The organism is Micromonospora sp. TSRI0369, assembly GCF_001905625.1.
In the GTDB taxonomy this organism is placed as follows: Bacteria; Actinomycetota; Actinomycetes; order Mycobacteriales; family Micromonosporaceae; genus Micromonospora; species Micromonospora echinospora_A.
The window spans coordinates 382,138-395,799 of record NZ_LIVU01000001.1 but is presented as its reverse complement, the minus strand read 5'-3'; the positions used below and the strand labels follow the sequence as shown (position 1 = coordinate 395,799).

Here is a 13,662-nt window from a genome sequence, read left to right as displayed (position 1 = left end):
CGGAACGGTCAGGCGCGCCGGGTCAGCCCGGCGGCGGCCCGCTCCACGAGGAGGCACATGTCCTCGACGTAGTCGAGGCCGGCCTCCTCGGCGATCCGGCGCGCCTCGTCCGAGAAGATCCCGAGCTGCAACCACACCGCCGGGGCGCCGATCGCCACCGCCTGCCGGACCACGTCGACCGCGTCCCGCGCCGGGCGGAACACGTCGACCAGGTCGACCGGGTGCGGGATGTCGGCCAGCGTCGGGTACGCCTTCTCGCCGAACAGTTCGTCCACTGTCGGGTTGACCGGGATGATCCGCCAGCCGTGCCGCTGCATTTCCAGCGGTACGCGGTGCGCGGCCTTGCCCGGATCGCGGGAGGCACCCACGACGGCGATCACGGCGGAGTCGGCGAGGATCTGCTGAGCGGAACGCATCCCCCGAGACTAGCCCCGCCGGCGCGGGTGCCCCGGTCGCTAGAGCAGGGAGAGCTGTTCGGCGGCCGGGGCGGGCGGCGGGGTCTCCGGCAGCCGGCGGTTGTCGCCGGTCTCGCCCCGGTGCAGCCCGTGCCGGCGTGCCGCCATCCGCACCCGCGCGGTCACCTCCCGCTGGTACGCCTGCGGCGCGTACGAGCCGGCCTGGTAGAGCCGCCGGTAGCGGGGCACCAGGTGGGGGAACTCCCGGGCCAGCCAGCGGGCGTACCACTCCCGCGCGCCGGGCCGCAGGTGCAGCGGCAACGGCGTCACGCTGGCCGCGCCCGAGGCGGCAATGGCCGCGACGGTGGCGTCGATCGACTCCTCGTCGTCACTGAGGCCCGGCAGGATCGGCGCCATCAGCACGCCGACGGAGAAGCCGGCGTCGGTCAGGGCACGGACCGCGTCGAGGCGGCGGCGGGGACTCGGTGTGCCCGGCTCGGCCGCCCGCCAGAGCGCCTCGTCCACGAATCCCACCGAGTACGACACCCCGACCCGGGTCACCTCGGCCGCCTGGCGCAGCAGCGGCAGGTCACGCAGCAGCAGGGTGCCCTTGGTCAGGATGGAGAACGGGTTCGCGAAGTCGCGCAGCGCCTCGATGATCGGCGGCATCAGGCGGTAGCGGCCCTCGGCCCGCTGGTAACAGTCCACGTTGGTGCCCATGGCGACGTGCGCGCCGCGCCAGCGCGGGGCGGCCAGCTCGCGGCGTACCAGCTCGCCGGCGTTGACCTTGACGATCACCTTGCGGTCGAAGTCGGCGCCCGCGTCCAGGTCGAGGTAGGTGTGCGTGTTGCGGGCGAAGCAGTTGTGGCTGACCACGCCGTTGGCGATGAAGTCGCCGGTGCCGGTGGTGATGTCCCACAGCGGAAGCTCCAGGCCGAGATCCTCGACGGCTGTCACCTGGAGGTGCGCCGCGCACTTGAGCGCCATGCCCTCGATCGAGCGCCGGGCGGTGACGGCCGGGTCGGTGAGGTGGAAGAAACGCAGCCGCTCGGGCAGCCCGCCGGTCAGCCGGAGCTGGCGCGCCGCGCCCGGCACGCCCGGCACGTCGAGCGCCCACCGGAAGCCGAAACGCTCAAGCGCGCCGGACGTGCGGGCCTGGCTAGCGTCGTCCGCGACGCTGATCCGGAACACGCCCCGGTGGCAGGTGCCGGCGGCGTCGAACATGCCGGCCAGGTAGCCCAGCGACCAGTCGTCGGTCGCCTCGTCCGGCGGGCGCAGCAGGCCGGTGACGACCTCGGCGGGGCCGGACGTGCGTACCACTGTGGTCGTCGGCCGGCGGCCGACCCGGGTGACAGTGGCCCGCTCGACGGTGACCCCGGCGTCGGCCAGATAGCGTTCGGCCCGCTCCAGCGCCTCCGCCTCGGCGGTGGCCAGCCGGAACCGGGCGCTCGCGCCGGCCTGGTCGTCGCGGATCAGGGCGTGCAGGTAACCCCGGCGGTAGTCGGCCGAGCGCTTCGGCGCCGCCGCGAACCGGCCGGTGCCCAGCAGGCGGTTGCGGGTGGTCAGGTGGGGACGGCGTCCGCCGCCCCGCATGCTCCCGGTGACGTGCTTCCAGCCGCGTTCGGTCAGGAACTGGTGGTCGCCGCTGGCGACGAGCGTGGTGCCGTCGGCCAGGGTGACCCGGTAGGCGCGCTTCACAGTGGACCACTTGTCGAGCACCGTGGTGACGACGTAGTGGCGGTAGGCGCCGCGCCGCCGGGTGCCGTAGATGCGGTCGCCGGGCTCCAGCTCACTGATCGCCCTGGTGCGCCCGTCGGCCATCAGGATGGGCGTGTCCCCGCCCAGGCAGTAGACGCAGGCGTGCGAGCAGCCCCGGTAGGGGTTGATCGTCCATTCGAACGGCACACGCGACTGACCGGGCACCCGGTTGATGATCGACTTGGCGCGGACCTCGTAGAAGGTCATGCCGGCGAAGCCCGGGGTGTCGAAGGTGCGGGCGATGGCGCCGGGCAGCGCCAGCGGCAGGGGTGGAGCCGCCGGCGCCGCCCGATCGGGAGTCCCCTCGTCCGGGGGAGCGGAGAGGTTGTCCCAGCGCATGGACCTCATTCGAACACGTGTACGAACAAAGCGCAAGTGACGCTGCGGACACCGCGCGCCGCCGCGTCCGGGGGCGGTGCAGGATGGAGAGCATGGAGACGTCGACCTTCGTCTACGACGGCGACTGCGCCTTCTGCACCCGGTGCGCGCAGTTCATCGAGCGTCGAATCCCGACCGGCGCCCGGGTGGTGCCGTGGCAGTTCGCCGACCTGGCGGCGCTGGGCCTGACGGAGGCCGAGTGCGAGGAGGCGGTCCAGTGGGTGGGCGCCGACGGCTCCCGCGCCGCCGGGCCGGACGCCATCGCCCGGCTACTCGGCGACAGCGGGCCGCTCTGGCGGTCCGCCGGGGCCGGGCTGCGCCTCTCCCCGGTACGCGCGGCGGCCTGGCCCGCGTACCGCTGGGTGGCCCGCAACCGGCACCGGCTGCCGGGTGGCACGGCCGCGTGCGCGCTGCCGCAGGAGGCCCGGGAACGGCTGTACGGCCCGACCGGCCGCCCCGGCCCGAACACCTGACCGGCCCGGACGCCGGCGGTCAGGCGCCGGCCGTCGGGGACGGGTCGGGGGCCGCCGCCGCGGAGACCGGCGCTGCCGCGGGGGACGCCGGTACGGGGGACGTCGGCGCGGCGGGCGGCGGACGGCCGAGCAGACGCCTGACGAACACCACCGGGCGGACCTTCTCCAGCGCCAGGAAGCTGGTCATCGCCACCAGGTGCGGCGCGAACGAGATGGTGATCGTCGCGACGGTCACCAGGTGGAACGAGTAGAAGAAGCCGACGGTCATCGTCCGCCACCGTGACGGCAGCACGAACACCACCGGGCTGAGCAGCTCGAACGCCAGGATGCCGAACTGCGCCACGATCAGCAGGTGCGGCACCTGCGCGATCAGGTCGGCGAGGTCGGTGCCGCGCCGGATGATCGCGCGGGCCAGCACCGAACCGTTCGCCCAGTCCAACCCGCCGAAGCGGAACTTGGCCCAGGCGGCGAGGAAGTACGTGCAGATGACCGAGATCTGGGTGACCCGCAACGCCCAGCCGCCCGCCTCGGTGCGGGTCGGGTCGCCGTGCCGGGCGCGGCCGGCGGTGGGCAGCACGGCAAGCGCCACGAGGAACGCGAACCGGTCGTGGTCGACCTTGCCGTAGCTCATCGCCACGATCATCCACTCGAAGTACAGCGCGAAGACCGTCCAGCCGAGCAGCCGGTGCGCCCGGCCGGTGGCGGCGAGCAGCGCGGTGACCAGCAGGGCCCAGAACACCACGCCGACCAGGGCGGGGGTGGGTGTCGGCAGCGGGAGCAGCCGGCCGACGAGCAGCGGCTGGTAGAGGTCGCCGGGCACGTCCACCCGGGTGCGTACCCAGGGGGTGAAGACCACCAGGTCGGCGGCGACGAAGAGATAGACAAGGGTGCGGAACGCCGCGATCCGGCCGCGCGGGACCGCCTCGGTCAGCCAGGCGGTCATCCGCCGGTCTCCCAGCGGACGGCGGTCTCGTCGGTCCATTTGCCGGTCGGGCGGCCGCCCTGGATGTCGAACCAGCGGACCACGATGCGCACCTCCACCAGTTCCGGCGCGCCGGGGTGGCGTTCGGCGTACGCGTCGACGACGGTGCGCAGCAGGCTCGGGTCGGCGGCGTACCGGTCCTGCTGGCCCTCGATCTCGGCGCGGCGGATGCCGGTGGCGTCCTGGCCGAGCGGGACCACCGCTCCGGTGCGGTCCACGCCCTCGACCCGGGTGTCCGGGGCGGGCGCGTTCGGCGGGTCGGAGGTGGAGTACATCCGGAACGGCCCGAACGGGAAGTCGTCGTCGGTGCCGCGCACGGTGCCCAGGAGCAGCAGCGCCAGGCCGAGCAGGGTGGCGCCCACTCGGACCGCGCGCCCGCGGGCGGTCAAGGTCTCCATCGCGTGGTGACGATACGGGAGTGAAGCGGCCGAAAGTGTCCCTCAGTCAGCCATTCCTGACTGTCCGTCCCGCCGGTGCGGCGGGCGCGAAAACGCCGCCGGTCGGGCCCGGGGCGGGACCGGCCGGCGGCGTGGGGAACGTCAGTGGTTGTGCTCGGCCAGCTTCTTGCGGACGTCGTCCATGTCCAGCGCCTGGACCTGCTCGATCAGGTTCTCCAGCGCCGACTCCGGCAGCGCGCCCGGCTGGGCGAACACGATCACGCCGTCGCGGATCGCCATGATCGTCGGGATGGAGCTGATGTTGAACTTCGCCGCCAGCTCCTGCTGCGCCTCGGTGTCGACCTTGCCGAAGGCGATGTCCGGGTGCTTCTCCGAGGACCGCTCGTAGACCGGGGCGAAGCGCTTGCACGGGCCGCACCAGTCCGCCCAGAAGTCGAGCAGGACGATCCCGTCCTGGCCGGTCACCTCGTCAAAGTTGGCCGTGGTCAGCTCAACCGTTGCCATTGCTCTCTCCGATCACCGCGGATTGTCGTACGTCCGGTGGAACCAGGGTCAGTCCGTCCGAATTCCCGGGACCGTGGGGACGAAACGCTCAGCGCCCGGACGGTGACCCTGGGCACATCGAACTCTATCTGTGCCCTCCGCTCGTGCGGAACGCAAATGCACGCCGCACTTGCGTGACGGGACGTGATGGGAGCGTTTCCAAGGAGATCACGCTCAGTTCTTGCTACGAATCAGTAACTTCGGCTCTGACGAGCATCGATCCTGCCTGGGGAGATCGCTTACCGACAGGGTGTCGGTGACTTTGAGTAGTGTTACGAAAAGATAAATGTGACCTCCGTCTCTGTTGGTGCGGAGCGCCGTACGGCAGAATTCTTCGCATCAGAGCGTGGGCGGCGGGTGCCGGGGAGGGCCCCGCCGCTCATTGCGTCCGGACCCGGTCGCGCCGGTGTGACATTTCCGCCGCGCGAACGCCCCGTCCCTCGCCTTAACAAGCGATAAGGCATGCTGTGCCGAACTCCATCGCCGCCTGTCGAAGGGGACAAGGATGCAGTTCGGCCGCTACTACGAGGAGTTCGAGGTCGGCGCGGTCTACCGGCACTGGCCGGGCAAGACGGTCACCGAGTACGACGACCACCTCTTCTGCCTGCTCACCATGAACCACCACCCGCTGCACATGGACGCGCACTACGCCGAGTCCGCCTCGCAGTTCAAGCGCAACGTGGTGGTCGGCAACTACATCTACTCGCTGCTGCTGGGCATGTCCGTGCCGGACGTCAGCGGCAAGGCGATCGCCAACCTGGAGATCGAGTCGCTGCGGCACGTCGCGCCGACGTTCCACGGCGACACCATCTACGGCGAGACGACGGTGCTGGACAAGCGGGAGTCGGCCTCCAAGCCCGACCGGGGCGTGGTCGCGGTCGAGACCCGCGGCTACAACCAGGACGGCACGCTGGTCTGCGTGTTCCGCCGCAAGGTCATGGTCCCGAAGAAGGAGTACGCGGCCGCCGCCGTCCCGGACGGCGTCGACCCGGAGCGGCCCAGCTTCCCCGAGCCGCGCTGACCCGCGTCCCTCCGGCTCACCGGGCCTCGTTCTCCGTTCGGCGGGGACGGGGCCCGGACCTCTTCCGGAGGCATATGCTCGGGCTGGAGGTGCCCATGAGCCACTCCGCAGCCGGAGAGCCGCCTTCCGCCGGTCGCCGCGCCGCCCCGCTCACCACCGCCGCCTACTCCGCGGCGGAGTGGGACCTGCTGACCGACCTGCCCGGCCGCGTCCTCGTCGCCGCCGCCTCACCCGGGCCCGGGCGTCCGCCCCGGGGCGTCGCCGCCGGCCTCGCCGGGCTGGACGCGGTGGCCGCCGGCCGGGCCTTCGACAGCGATCTCGTCCGCGCCGTGGTGGCCGCCATCTACGCCCGCCACGACGGCGCCACCGAGCGGGACGAGCGCCTGACCGACCTGGTCGACCTGCTGGCCGCCGCCCGGGCCGCGGTACGGGTGCTGCGCCGCCGGGCCGACCCGGCCGACTCGGCGGCGTACCGGCAGTGGGTGGAGTCGGTGGCCGCCCGCGTGTGCCGCGCCGGGCAGACCACGCCGAGTCCCGCCGACCGGCGTTTCCTCGACCGTCTGGGCGGCGCGCTCGACCTGCGCTGACGCGCGGCGCCGCCGGGCCGTACCCTCGGCAACCGTGACCGACGACCAGCTCGACGTGGGAGTGGGGCCGTGGCCCGGTGACCCGCCGGACGACCCGCGCTACGACCCGGAGCTGCTCGTCGCCGGTGACCGGCGCAACGTGGTGGACCGGTACCGCTACTGGCGGCGCGAGGCGGTCGTGGCCGATCTGGACCGCCGCCGCCACGACTTCCACGTGGCGATCGAGAACTGGCAGCACGACTTCAACATCGGCACCGTGGTCCGCAACGCAAACGCCTTCCTCGCCGCCGAGGTGCACATCGTCGGGCGGCGGCGGTGGAACCGCCGGGGCGCCATGGTGACCGACCGCTACCAGCACGTCCGGCACCACCCGACGATCGAGGAGTTCGTCGCCTGGGCACGGCACGAGAGCCTGCCGGTGGTCGGCATCGACAACCTGCCCGGGTCGCGGCCGATGGAGACCGCGGTCCTGCCGCGCCGCTGCGTGCTCCTCTTCGGCCAGGAGGGGCCCGGCCTGTCCCCGGTGGCCCGGTCGGCCTGCGACGCGCTCTTCTCGATCGCCCAGTACGGCTCGACCCGGTCCATCAACGCGGGCGTGGCCAGCGGCATCGCCATGCACGCCTGGATCCGGTCGTACGCCGGGCCGCCGCCGGACTGACGCCGCGGTTCCACCACCGGACGGAAATCCCACGCCGGTCGGCCCGGCCCGCTTGACGCCTCGCCGCGCGAGGGCGACGGTGAGTGTGTGACTGTCGCGGTGAGTTGTCCGAGATGCGCCGGGCCGGTGCGCGAGCCGGACCTGATGCACTCCGAGCACCGGTGCCTGCGCTGCGGCCCGGTCGCGCCGCTGCACGTGCCCGAGCGCATCAACGACGAGATCATGGCCAGCGTGGTGGAGCGGATGGCCGCCGACCCCGACCCGACCGGCCGGCTCCGGATGCCGCTGTGGTGTCCGTGGCCGCTCCCACCGGGTTGGACGCTCACCGGTGTGGCCTGGGCGGGCGACGAGCGCGCGGGAGTCCGGGCCACCCTGGTCGCCTGCGCCGGACCGGCCCCGCTGGACGGTGGACCGGCCGACCTGATCTTCGTCGCCGAGGAACCCGGCGTCGGTCTCGGTTCCCGCTTCGCGGGACTGCCCGGCCCCGATCCCGGTCCGCAGGTGGAGGAGGCGCTGACCGATCCCGGCCCTGGTCATCCCGAGCGGCTGCCGCACGCGAAGATCCGGGTGGGCGGCCATCCGACTCCACTGTGGCTCGTACGCTCCGAAACGGATCGAAGCGCGTACGCCGGCGAGGCTCGGGGAATGTGGCTCCATGCGATAGCCTGGCCGGCGAGTGCGGGTCACCTCCTCGCGGAAGAAGTCGTGTTGCACGACCTCGCCGAGTGGACACCGCCCGAACTCGTGTACGGCGCACCGTCTCCGTACCTGCACGGGCGGGCCTGACCGGGCCCGCGCGGGCGAGTCGGAGAGCGGACGCAGATATTCACGGTAAGACACCATGCTGATACTCTGGGTGCCGCTGCGGTAAACGGACCCGGCGCCGCGCGAGAGGATGGCCCGCTATGGTCAAGAAGGTCCTCACCTGGGCCGGCATCGCATTCTTGATCTTCTTCGTTGCGTACCGGCCAAACTCCGCCGCCGACGTCTTCAAGTCTCTCGGTGGCGGCATCATGGACATCGCGCAGGGCTTCGGCGACTTCTTCACCAACCTCGTCGCCTAGCCGCCCATGGGAAGCCCCTCCGGTCCACCCTTCGACCCGGACGACCCCGACCGGGCACGCCGGGAGCGCGACACCGAGCCGATCCCGCGGATCGACCCGGACGATCCTCCCAGCGCGTACGGCCCCGGCCCCTACGGGGACCCGGACGACGCCGGCTACGGCGGCACCTACGCCGGCGAGGGGCGTTCGAGCCGCGCCTGGGCGCGTGACCCGGAGGGCTTCCCGGAGCAGCCCATCTCCGAGGAGGAGTTGGCCGGGCTGCGGGCCGACGCCACCGGCATGGCCCCACGCCGGGTGCTGCCGCTGGAGGACGAGCCCAGCTCGCTGGTCGCGCGCTACCTCTTCCCCACCGAGCGCTACCGGGGCGAGTGGAAGCGGCACTGGATCCACCTGACCACCCCGATCATCGTCGGCGTGGCGGCCACGTTCGTGCTCGGCTACCTCTCCGGCTTCCTCGCCGGGCGGAACGTCGGCGCGCTGACCACCGTCGCCGTGCTGCTCTGGTTCGGCGTGATGGGCTGGGTCGCCTGGCGGGTCGCCGACTGGTGGTACGACCGGTTCATCCTCACCAACAAACGGGTGATGGTGGTCGCCGGGATCATCACCCGCCAGGTCGCGATGATGCCGCTCACCCGGGTCACCGACATGAAGTACGAGCAGAGCCCGACCGGCCGCGCGCTCAACTACGGCACGTTCGTGCTGGAGTCCGCCGGCCAGGAACAGGCGCTCCGGGTGATCAAGAACCTGCCCAACCCGAACGAGCTCTACCTGCGTGTGGTCGAGGAGATGTACGAGCCGCAGGCGGTCGAGGCGCGGCTGGGCAAGGAGGCCGACGAGGCGAAGGCCGACGACGGAGCCTGAAAGTTTTCGTCCGAACATCGGATGAACTGCACACCTTCCGCCATCGACCTGACCGGCCGGGCCGTGGCATTCTGCCAGGCAGGACGGGGGGAGACGAGCGTGGTGAGCAGGGATCCGCTGGAGGAGGAGTTCCGCGAATTCGTCGCGGCCCGGTCCGGCGCGCTGTTGCGCACCGCCTACCTGCTCGCCGGTGACTGGGCCACCGCCGAGGACCTGCTCCAGACCGCGCTGACCAAGACCTACCTCGCCTGGAAGCGGCTCGGCGGGATCGACGCCATCGAGCCGTACGCCCGCCGCGTCCTGGTCAACACGTCCACCAGCTGGTGGCGTCGCCGCTGGCACGGCGAGCGCCCCACAGAGGTGCTGCCGGAGCACGCCGGCGTCGACGAGATCGAGCAGCAACTCGACCGGGACGCGCTCTGGCGGCACCTGCAGGCGCTGCCCGCCCGGCAGCGGGCCGTGCTGGTGCTGCGCTTCTACGAGGACATGTCCGAGGCACAGACCGCCGCGCTGCTGGAGATCTCCCCCGGCACTGTGAAGAGCCAGACCTCGCGGGCGCTCAACACGCTGCGCCGCCGCCTCGGCTCCGAGGCGGCCCTGAGCCTGCCCGGGCCCGCGTCGCCGCCGCCCGCTCCGGCCGGCCGGTCCGTGCCGCCCGCGCGCGGCGACGGACAGTCCGTGCCCCGTACCCCGGCGCGACGGCCCGCCACCCGGGTGCCGCGACCGGTCCCACCACCGGCGGCCCCGGTCCGCCCCGCCGTTCCGATCGCGGCGGAGAGCCGATGACCGGCATCCGGCGCAACGGTGACAACCGGACGGATGGCCCGGAGCGTCCATTGGCCGTGAGCGACGACGAGCTGGAACGCGCGCTGCGGGAGACGCTGACCCGCCGCGTCGTCACGTCCCGGCCGCTGCCAGTCGACCCGGCCGGAGCGGTCCTGCGCCGGGCACGGCGCACGGGCCGGCGGCGTACGCTCACCGGCCTGGCCCTGGCCGGGGTCGCCACCGTGTTCGTCACCACCGGCGTCGCCCACTTCAGCGCCGCGGGCGGCGACGGCGGCACCCCCACCGTCGTGCTCGGCGACCCGCCCGGGTTCTCCCCGTCCCCGCTGGCCTCGGGGCCCTCGATCACCCGTTTCGGGCCGGTCCGCGCCGAACTCGACCTGCTCGTCGGCGACCGGCTGGACACCAGCGGCGGCGAACGGCGGCAGCTGACCGGGGTCAGCGGCGTCGAACGGGCGCAGCGCGTCCACGACCGGGAAGGCTGGCTGATGACCTCGGCGGCCACCGCCGCCGGTCGTACCCTCTGGTGGGTCCCGGCCAACGGCACCGCGCCGCAGGTCATGCTCGCCGCCGCGGACGCGGTCGCGGTCTCCCCGGACGGACGGCAGGTCGCCTGGCGGGACGGCCCCGAGGTGATCGCCGCCGGGGTGGTCGCCGGGCAGCTCATCGCGCCGGTCCGGACGCCCGCGCCCGACGGCGCCGTGCCGGTCGGCTTCGCCGGCGACGCCGTGCTGATCCAGCAGCCCGACGAGGGCGGGGTGAGCGTCTGGGAACGCGCGCTCGGCGGGCAGCCGGCGCCCGCGAACCCGGACGTACGCGCCGTCTACGGCACCCGGCCCGACGGCCGCCTGGTCGGCCTGGTCACCGCCGACCGGCCCGGGCAGCACTGCCTGGCCCTGCTCGACCCGGCCCGCGACCTCGCGCCGGTGCGTACCGGCTGCGGCGTGAAGCTGGCCGCCGACGGACTCGGCGGAGTCTCCGCCGACGGCCGGTGGCTGCTCGCAAACGGCAACGCCCGCTCCGCGCTGCTGGTCGACCTGGCCGACCCGGGCGCCTCCCCGGCCGCCCACCCGGCCGGCCCGGTGCTGGCCGGCGACGTGGCATGGACCCACGCGGGCGTGGCGCTGCACGTGGACGCGACCGGCGGGCTGGTCCGGGTCAAGCCGGAGCGGGTGCTGGCCGGGGACCGGCCCACGGCGTCGCCTGTCGAAGGGCTGGCGCCGGGGGACCGGCCGGTGGTGGTGGCCGACGTCCCCGCCACGCCGGACGGCGCGTAGCGTCGGGCGGGTGATCGTTCCGGCCCGCATCGACCTGCACACCCACTCCACCGCCAGCGACGGCACGCTCGATCCGGCCGAACTGGTCCGGGCCGCCGCCGACGCCGCGCTCGACGTGGTGGCGCTCACCGACCACGACACCACCGCCGGCTGGGCGCCCGCCGTCGCCGCCCTGCCGCCGGGCCTCACCCTGATCCGCGGCGCGGAGATCTCCTGCCGCTGGTTCGGCGTCGAGCCGGCCATCCCGCTGCACCTGCTCGCGTACCTCTTCGACCCGGACGAGCCGGAACTGGCCGCGGAGCTGGCCCGGGTCCGGCGGGCCCGCGAGGTACGCGGCGAGCACATCGTGCGGCTGCTCCAGGCCGACGGCATCCAGGTGAGCTGGACGGAGATCCTGGCCGGCGCGGACGGCGGCACGGTGGGCCGCCCGCACATCGCGCAGGCGCTGATCCGGGCCGGTCTGGTCGCCACCACGAGCGAGGCGTTCGGGCCGGACTGGCTCGGCGAGCGGTACCGGCTGCCCAAGGACGACATCGAGGTGTTCCGCGCGGTGGCGCTGGTGCGGGCGGCCGGCGGCGTGCCCGTCTTCGCCCACCCGAAGGCCAGCCGACGCGGCCGGATCGTGCCGGACGAGCTGATCGCGGACCTGGCGGCGGCCGGCCTGGCCGGCCTGGAGGCCGACCACGAGGACCACGACGCGGCCGAGCGGGAGCACGTCCGCCGGCTCGCCGCCGAGCTGGGGCTGCTGGTGACCGGCTCGTCCGACTTCCACGGCACGCACAAGACCGTCCGGCTCGGCGCGCACACCACCGGACCCGAGGCGTACGAGCGGATCGTCGCGCTGGCCCGCGGGGTGACCCCTGTCGCTTCGAGCTGAAGCGCTCCGGCGGCACGGCTACCGTGTCCGCGTGGATCTCAAGCTCTTCGGCGAGGTCTTCGTGACCCTGCTGGTGATCGTCGACCCGCCCGGAATGATGCCCATCTTCCTCGCGCTCACCGGGCCGTTGACGGCGCGCGACCGGCACCGGGCCGCCTGGCAGGCCGTGGCGCTGGCGCTCGGGGTCATCGTGATCTTCGCGGTGGCGGGGCAGACGATCCTGGCGTACCTGCACGTCGACCTGCCCGCGCTCCAGGCCGCCGGCGGTCTGCTGCTGATCCTTGTCGCGCTGGAACTGCTGACCGGCAAGTCGGACGACCCGAGCCAGCAGGTCACCTCCAACATCGCGCTGGTGCCGCTCGGCACCCCGCTGCTCGCCGGGCCGGGCGCCATCGTGGCCACCATGCTCTTCGTCCAGCAGGCCGGCGGTGGGGTCGACTACCTGGCCATCGGGCTCGCCATCGTCGCGGTGATGGTCACCGTCTGGGTGGTGCTGCGCTTCTCCGGCGGGATCGTCAAGGTGCTGCGCCCCGGCGGCATCGAGGTGCTGACCCGCATCGCCGGCCTGCTGCTCGCCGCCATCGCCGTGCAGCTCATCGCCGACGCGATCGCCGCGTTCGTGACCCAGTACCTCAACAACGCCTGAGCGGGTCGTCCGGTGTCGTACCCGGATGGCAGGATTCTCCGGGTGCGACGACAGTCAGCGGCCAGCGGCTCCCGGGCCCCCCGACCCCGTGCCGAGCAACCCGAGCAGCTCGGCTTCGAAGGCATGCCGGAACGCCTGTTCGTCTGTACCCCCAGCAAACTTGGCACGTACGCCGACTGCCCCCGCCGCTACCGCTACGCCTACGTCGACCGGCCCGCGCCGCCCAAGGGCCCGCCGTGGGCGCACAACTCGCTCGGCGCCAGCGTCCACACCGCGCTGAAGAACTGGTACGCGCTGGCCCCCGACCGGCGCCGCCCCGAGGTGCTCGGCACGCTGCTCAAGGGCACCTGGGTCCGTGAGGGCTACCGCGACGACGAGCAGGAACGCGACGCGTTCCGGCGGGCGCTGACCTGGCTGGAGAGCTATGTGGCGGGCCTCGACCCGGCCGACGAGCCGGTCGGCGTGGAACGGGTCGTCGCGGTGAAGACAGCAGTGCTCGCGTTCAACGGCCGTACCGACCGGATCGACTCGCGCCCCGGCCCGGACGGGCGGCCCGAGCTGGTCATCGTCGACTACAAGACCGGCCGCACCGGCCTCGACACCGACGACGCGCGCGGCTCGCAGGCGCTCGCGCTCTACGCGTACGCGGCCGAGCGGGTGTTCCGCAAGCCGTGCCGCCGGGTCGAGCTGCACCACCTGCCCACCGGCACCGTCGCCGCGCACGAGCACGCGCCGGAGTCCCTGCACCGGCAGCTCACCCGCGCCGAGGACACCGCCCGCGACATCATGGCCGCCGAACGCGCGGTGGCCGACGGCGCCGACCCCGACGCGGCGTTCCCCACCGAGCCGGGGCCGCGGTGCGCCTGGTGCGACTACCGGCGTACCTGCCCGACCGGCGCGCAGACCCCCGGCAAGGAGCCCTGGTCCGCAGTCGAGCGGTTCGCCGACCCGGACTGAACGC

At 73.3% G+C, this 13,662-nt stretch carries 17 protein-coding genes; 12 read left to right on the top strand and 5 right to left on the bottom strand.

From position 1 onward, the window contains the following. Positions 1-8: 8 nt before the first annotated feature. Positions 9-416 carry a CoA-binding protein gene (locus AMK25_RS01890; protein WP_073825576.1) on the bottom strand — a complete coding sequence of 136 codons (408 nt, stop codon included), beginning with the start codon at positions 414-416 and terminating at the stop codon, positions 9-11. A 39-nt stretch (positions 417-455) separates the two neighbouring features. Further along, on the bottom strand, positions 456-2,492 hold the full coding sequence (locus AMK25_RS01885; protein WP_073825572.1) for an intein-containing Rv2578c family radical SAM protein: 2,037 nt from the start codon (positions 2,490-2,492) through the stop codon (positions 456-458). A gap of 92 nt (positions 2,493-2,584) precedes the next feature. Here AMK25_RS01885 and AMK25_RS01880 point away from each other — a divergent pair, with 92 nt between their 5' ends. Continuing rightward, entirely contained in the window at positions 2,585-3,004 is a 420-nt protein-coding gene (locus AMK25_RS01880; protein WP_073825569.1) for a thiol-disulfide oxidoreductase DCC family protein, read from the top strand. A 19-nt stretch (positions 3,005-3,023) separates the two neighbouring features. Here AMK25_RS01880 and AMK25_RS01875 read toward each other — a convergent pair whose 3' ends face one another. From AMK25_RS01875 to trxA, 3 genes are all read right to left on the bottom strand, one after another. Beyond that, on the bottom strand, positions 3,024-3,947 hold the full coding sequence (locus tag AMK25_RS01875) for an HTTM domain-containing protein (RefSeq protein ID WP_073825566.1): 924 nt from the start codon (positions 3,945-3,947) through the stop codon (positions 3,024-3,026). Further along, positions 3,944-4,384: a hypothetical protein gene (locus tag AMK25_RS01870; protein WP_073825563.1), complete on the bottom strand. Its 441-nt coding sequence runs from the start codon at positions 4,382-4,384 to the stop codon at positions 3,944-3,946. Before AMK25_RS01870 ends, AMK25_RS01875 begins: the two co-directional genes overlap by 4 nt. A gap of 141 nt (positions 4,385-4,525) precedes the next feature. Then, positions 4,526-4,888, bottom strand: a complete 363-nt coding sequence (trxA, locus tag AMK25_RS01865; RefSeq protein ID WP_018789069.1) for a thioredoxin — start codon at positions 4,886-4,888, stop codon at positions 4,526-4,528. A 526-nt stretch (positions 4,889-5,414) separates the two neighbouring features. Here trxA and AMK25_RS01860 point away from each other — a divergent pair. From AMK25_RS01860 to AMK25_RS01815, 11 genes are all read left to right on the top strand, one after another. Next, positions 5,415-5,948, top strand: coding sequence for a MaoC family dehydratase (locus AMK25_RS01860; RefSeq protein WP_338013367.1), 534 nt, complete (start codon positions 5,415-5,417; stop codon positions 5,946-5,948). A 95-nt stretch (positions 5,949-6,043) separates the two neighbouring features. Next, on the top strand, positions 6,044-6,535 hold the full coding sequence (locus tag AMK25_RS01855; protein ID WP_073827028.1) for a hypothetical protein: 492 nt from the start codon (positions 6,044-6,046) through the stop codon (positions 6,533-6,535). Between the two features lie 34 nt (positions 6,536-6,569). Then, the gene (locus tag AMK25_RS01850) at positions 6,570-7,193 is read left to right on the top strand and encodes a TrmH family RNA methyltransferase (protein ID WP_073825560.1); all 624 of its coding nucleotides are present in this window, start codon (positions 6,570-6,572) and stop codon (positions 7,191-7,193) included. Positions 7,194-7,280: 87 nt separating this feature from the next. Next, entirely contained in the window at positions 7,281-7,979 is a 699-nt protein-coding gene (locus tag AMK25_RS01845) for a DUF6758 family protein (RefSeq protein WP_338013364.1), read from the top strand. Positions 7,980-8,098: 119 nt separating this feature from the next. Then, positions 8,099-8,257, top strand: a complete 159-nt coding sequence (locus tag AMK25_RS32270) for a hypothetical protein (RefSeq protein WP_013283898.1) — start codon at positions 8,099-8,101, stop codon at positions 8,255-8,257. A gap of 6 nt (positions 8,258-8,263) precedes the next feature. Next, positions 8,264-9,118, top strand: a complete 855-nt coding sequence (locus tag AMK25_RS01840) for a PH domain-containing protein (RefSeq protein WP_073825558.1) — start codon at positions 8,264-8,266, stop codon at positions 9,116-9,118. 99 nt (positions 9,119-9,217) lie between these two features. Further along, on the top strand, positions 9,218-9,904 hold the full coding sequence (locus AMK25_RS01835; RefSeq protein WP_073825556.1) for a SigE family RNA polymerase sigma factor: 687 nt from the start codon (positions 9,218-9,220) through the stop codon (positions 9,902-9,904). A gap of 56 nt (positions 9,905-9,960) precedes the next feature. Continuing rightward, positions 9,961-11,178 carry a hypothetical protein gene (locus AMK25_RS01830; RefSeq protein ID WP_241826212.1) on the top strand — a complete coding sequence of 406 codons (1,218 nt, stop codon included), beginning with the start codon at positions 9,961-9,963 and terminating at the stop codon, positions 11,176-11,178. A gap of 10 nt (positions 11,179-11,188) precedes the next feature. Beyond that, positions 11,189-12,055, top strand: a complete 867-nt coding sequence (locus AMK25_RS01825) for a PHP domain-containing protein (protein ID WP_073825550.1) — start codon at positions 11,189-11,191, stop codon at positions 12,053-12,055. Between the two features lie 31 nt (positions 12,056-12,086). After that, complete coding sequence (locus AMK25_RS01820; protein WP_073825547.1) at positions 12,087-12,701, top strand: MarC family protein; 615 nt, start codon at positions 12,087-12,089, stop codon at positions 12,699-12,701. A 123-nt stretch (positions 12,702-12,824) separates the two neighbouring features. Further along, entirely contained in the window at positions 12,825-13,658 is an 834-nt protein-coding gene (locus AMK25_RS01815) for a RecB family exonuclease (protein ID WP_241826244.1), read from the top strand. Positions 13,659-13,662 lie beyond the last annotated feature (4 nt).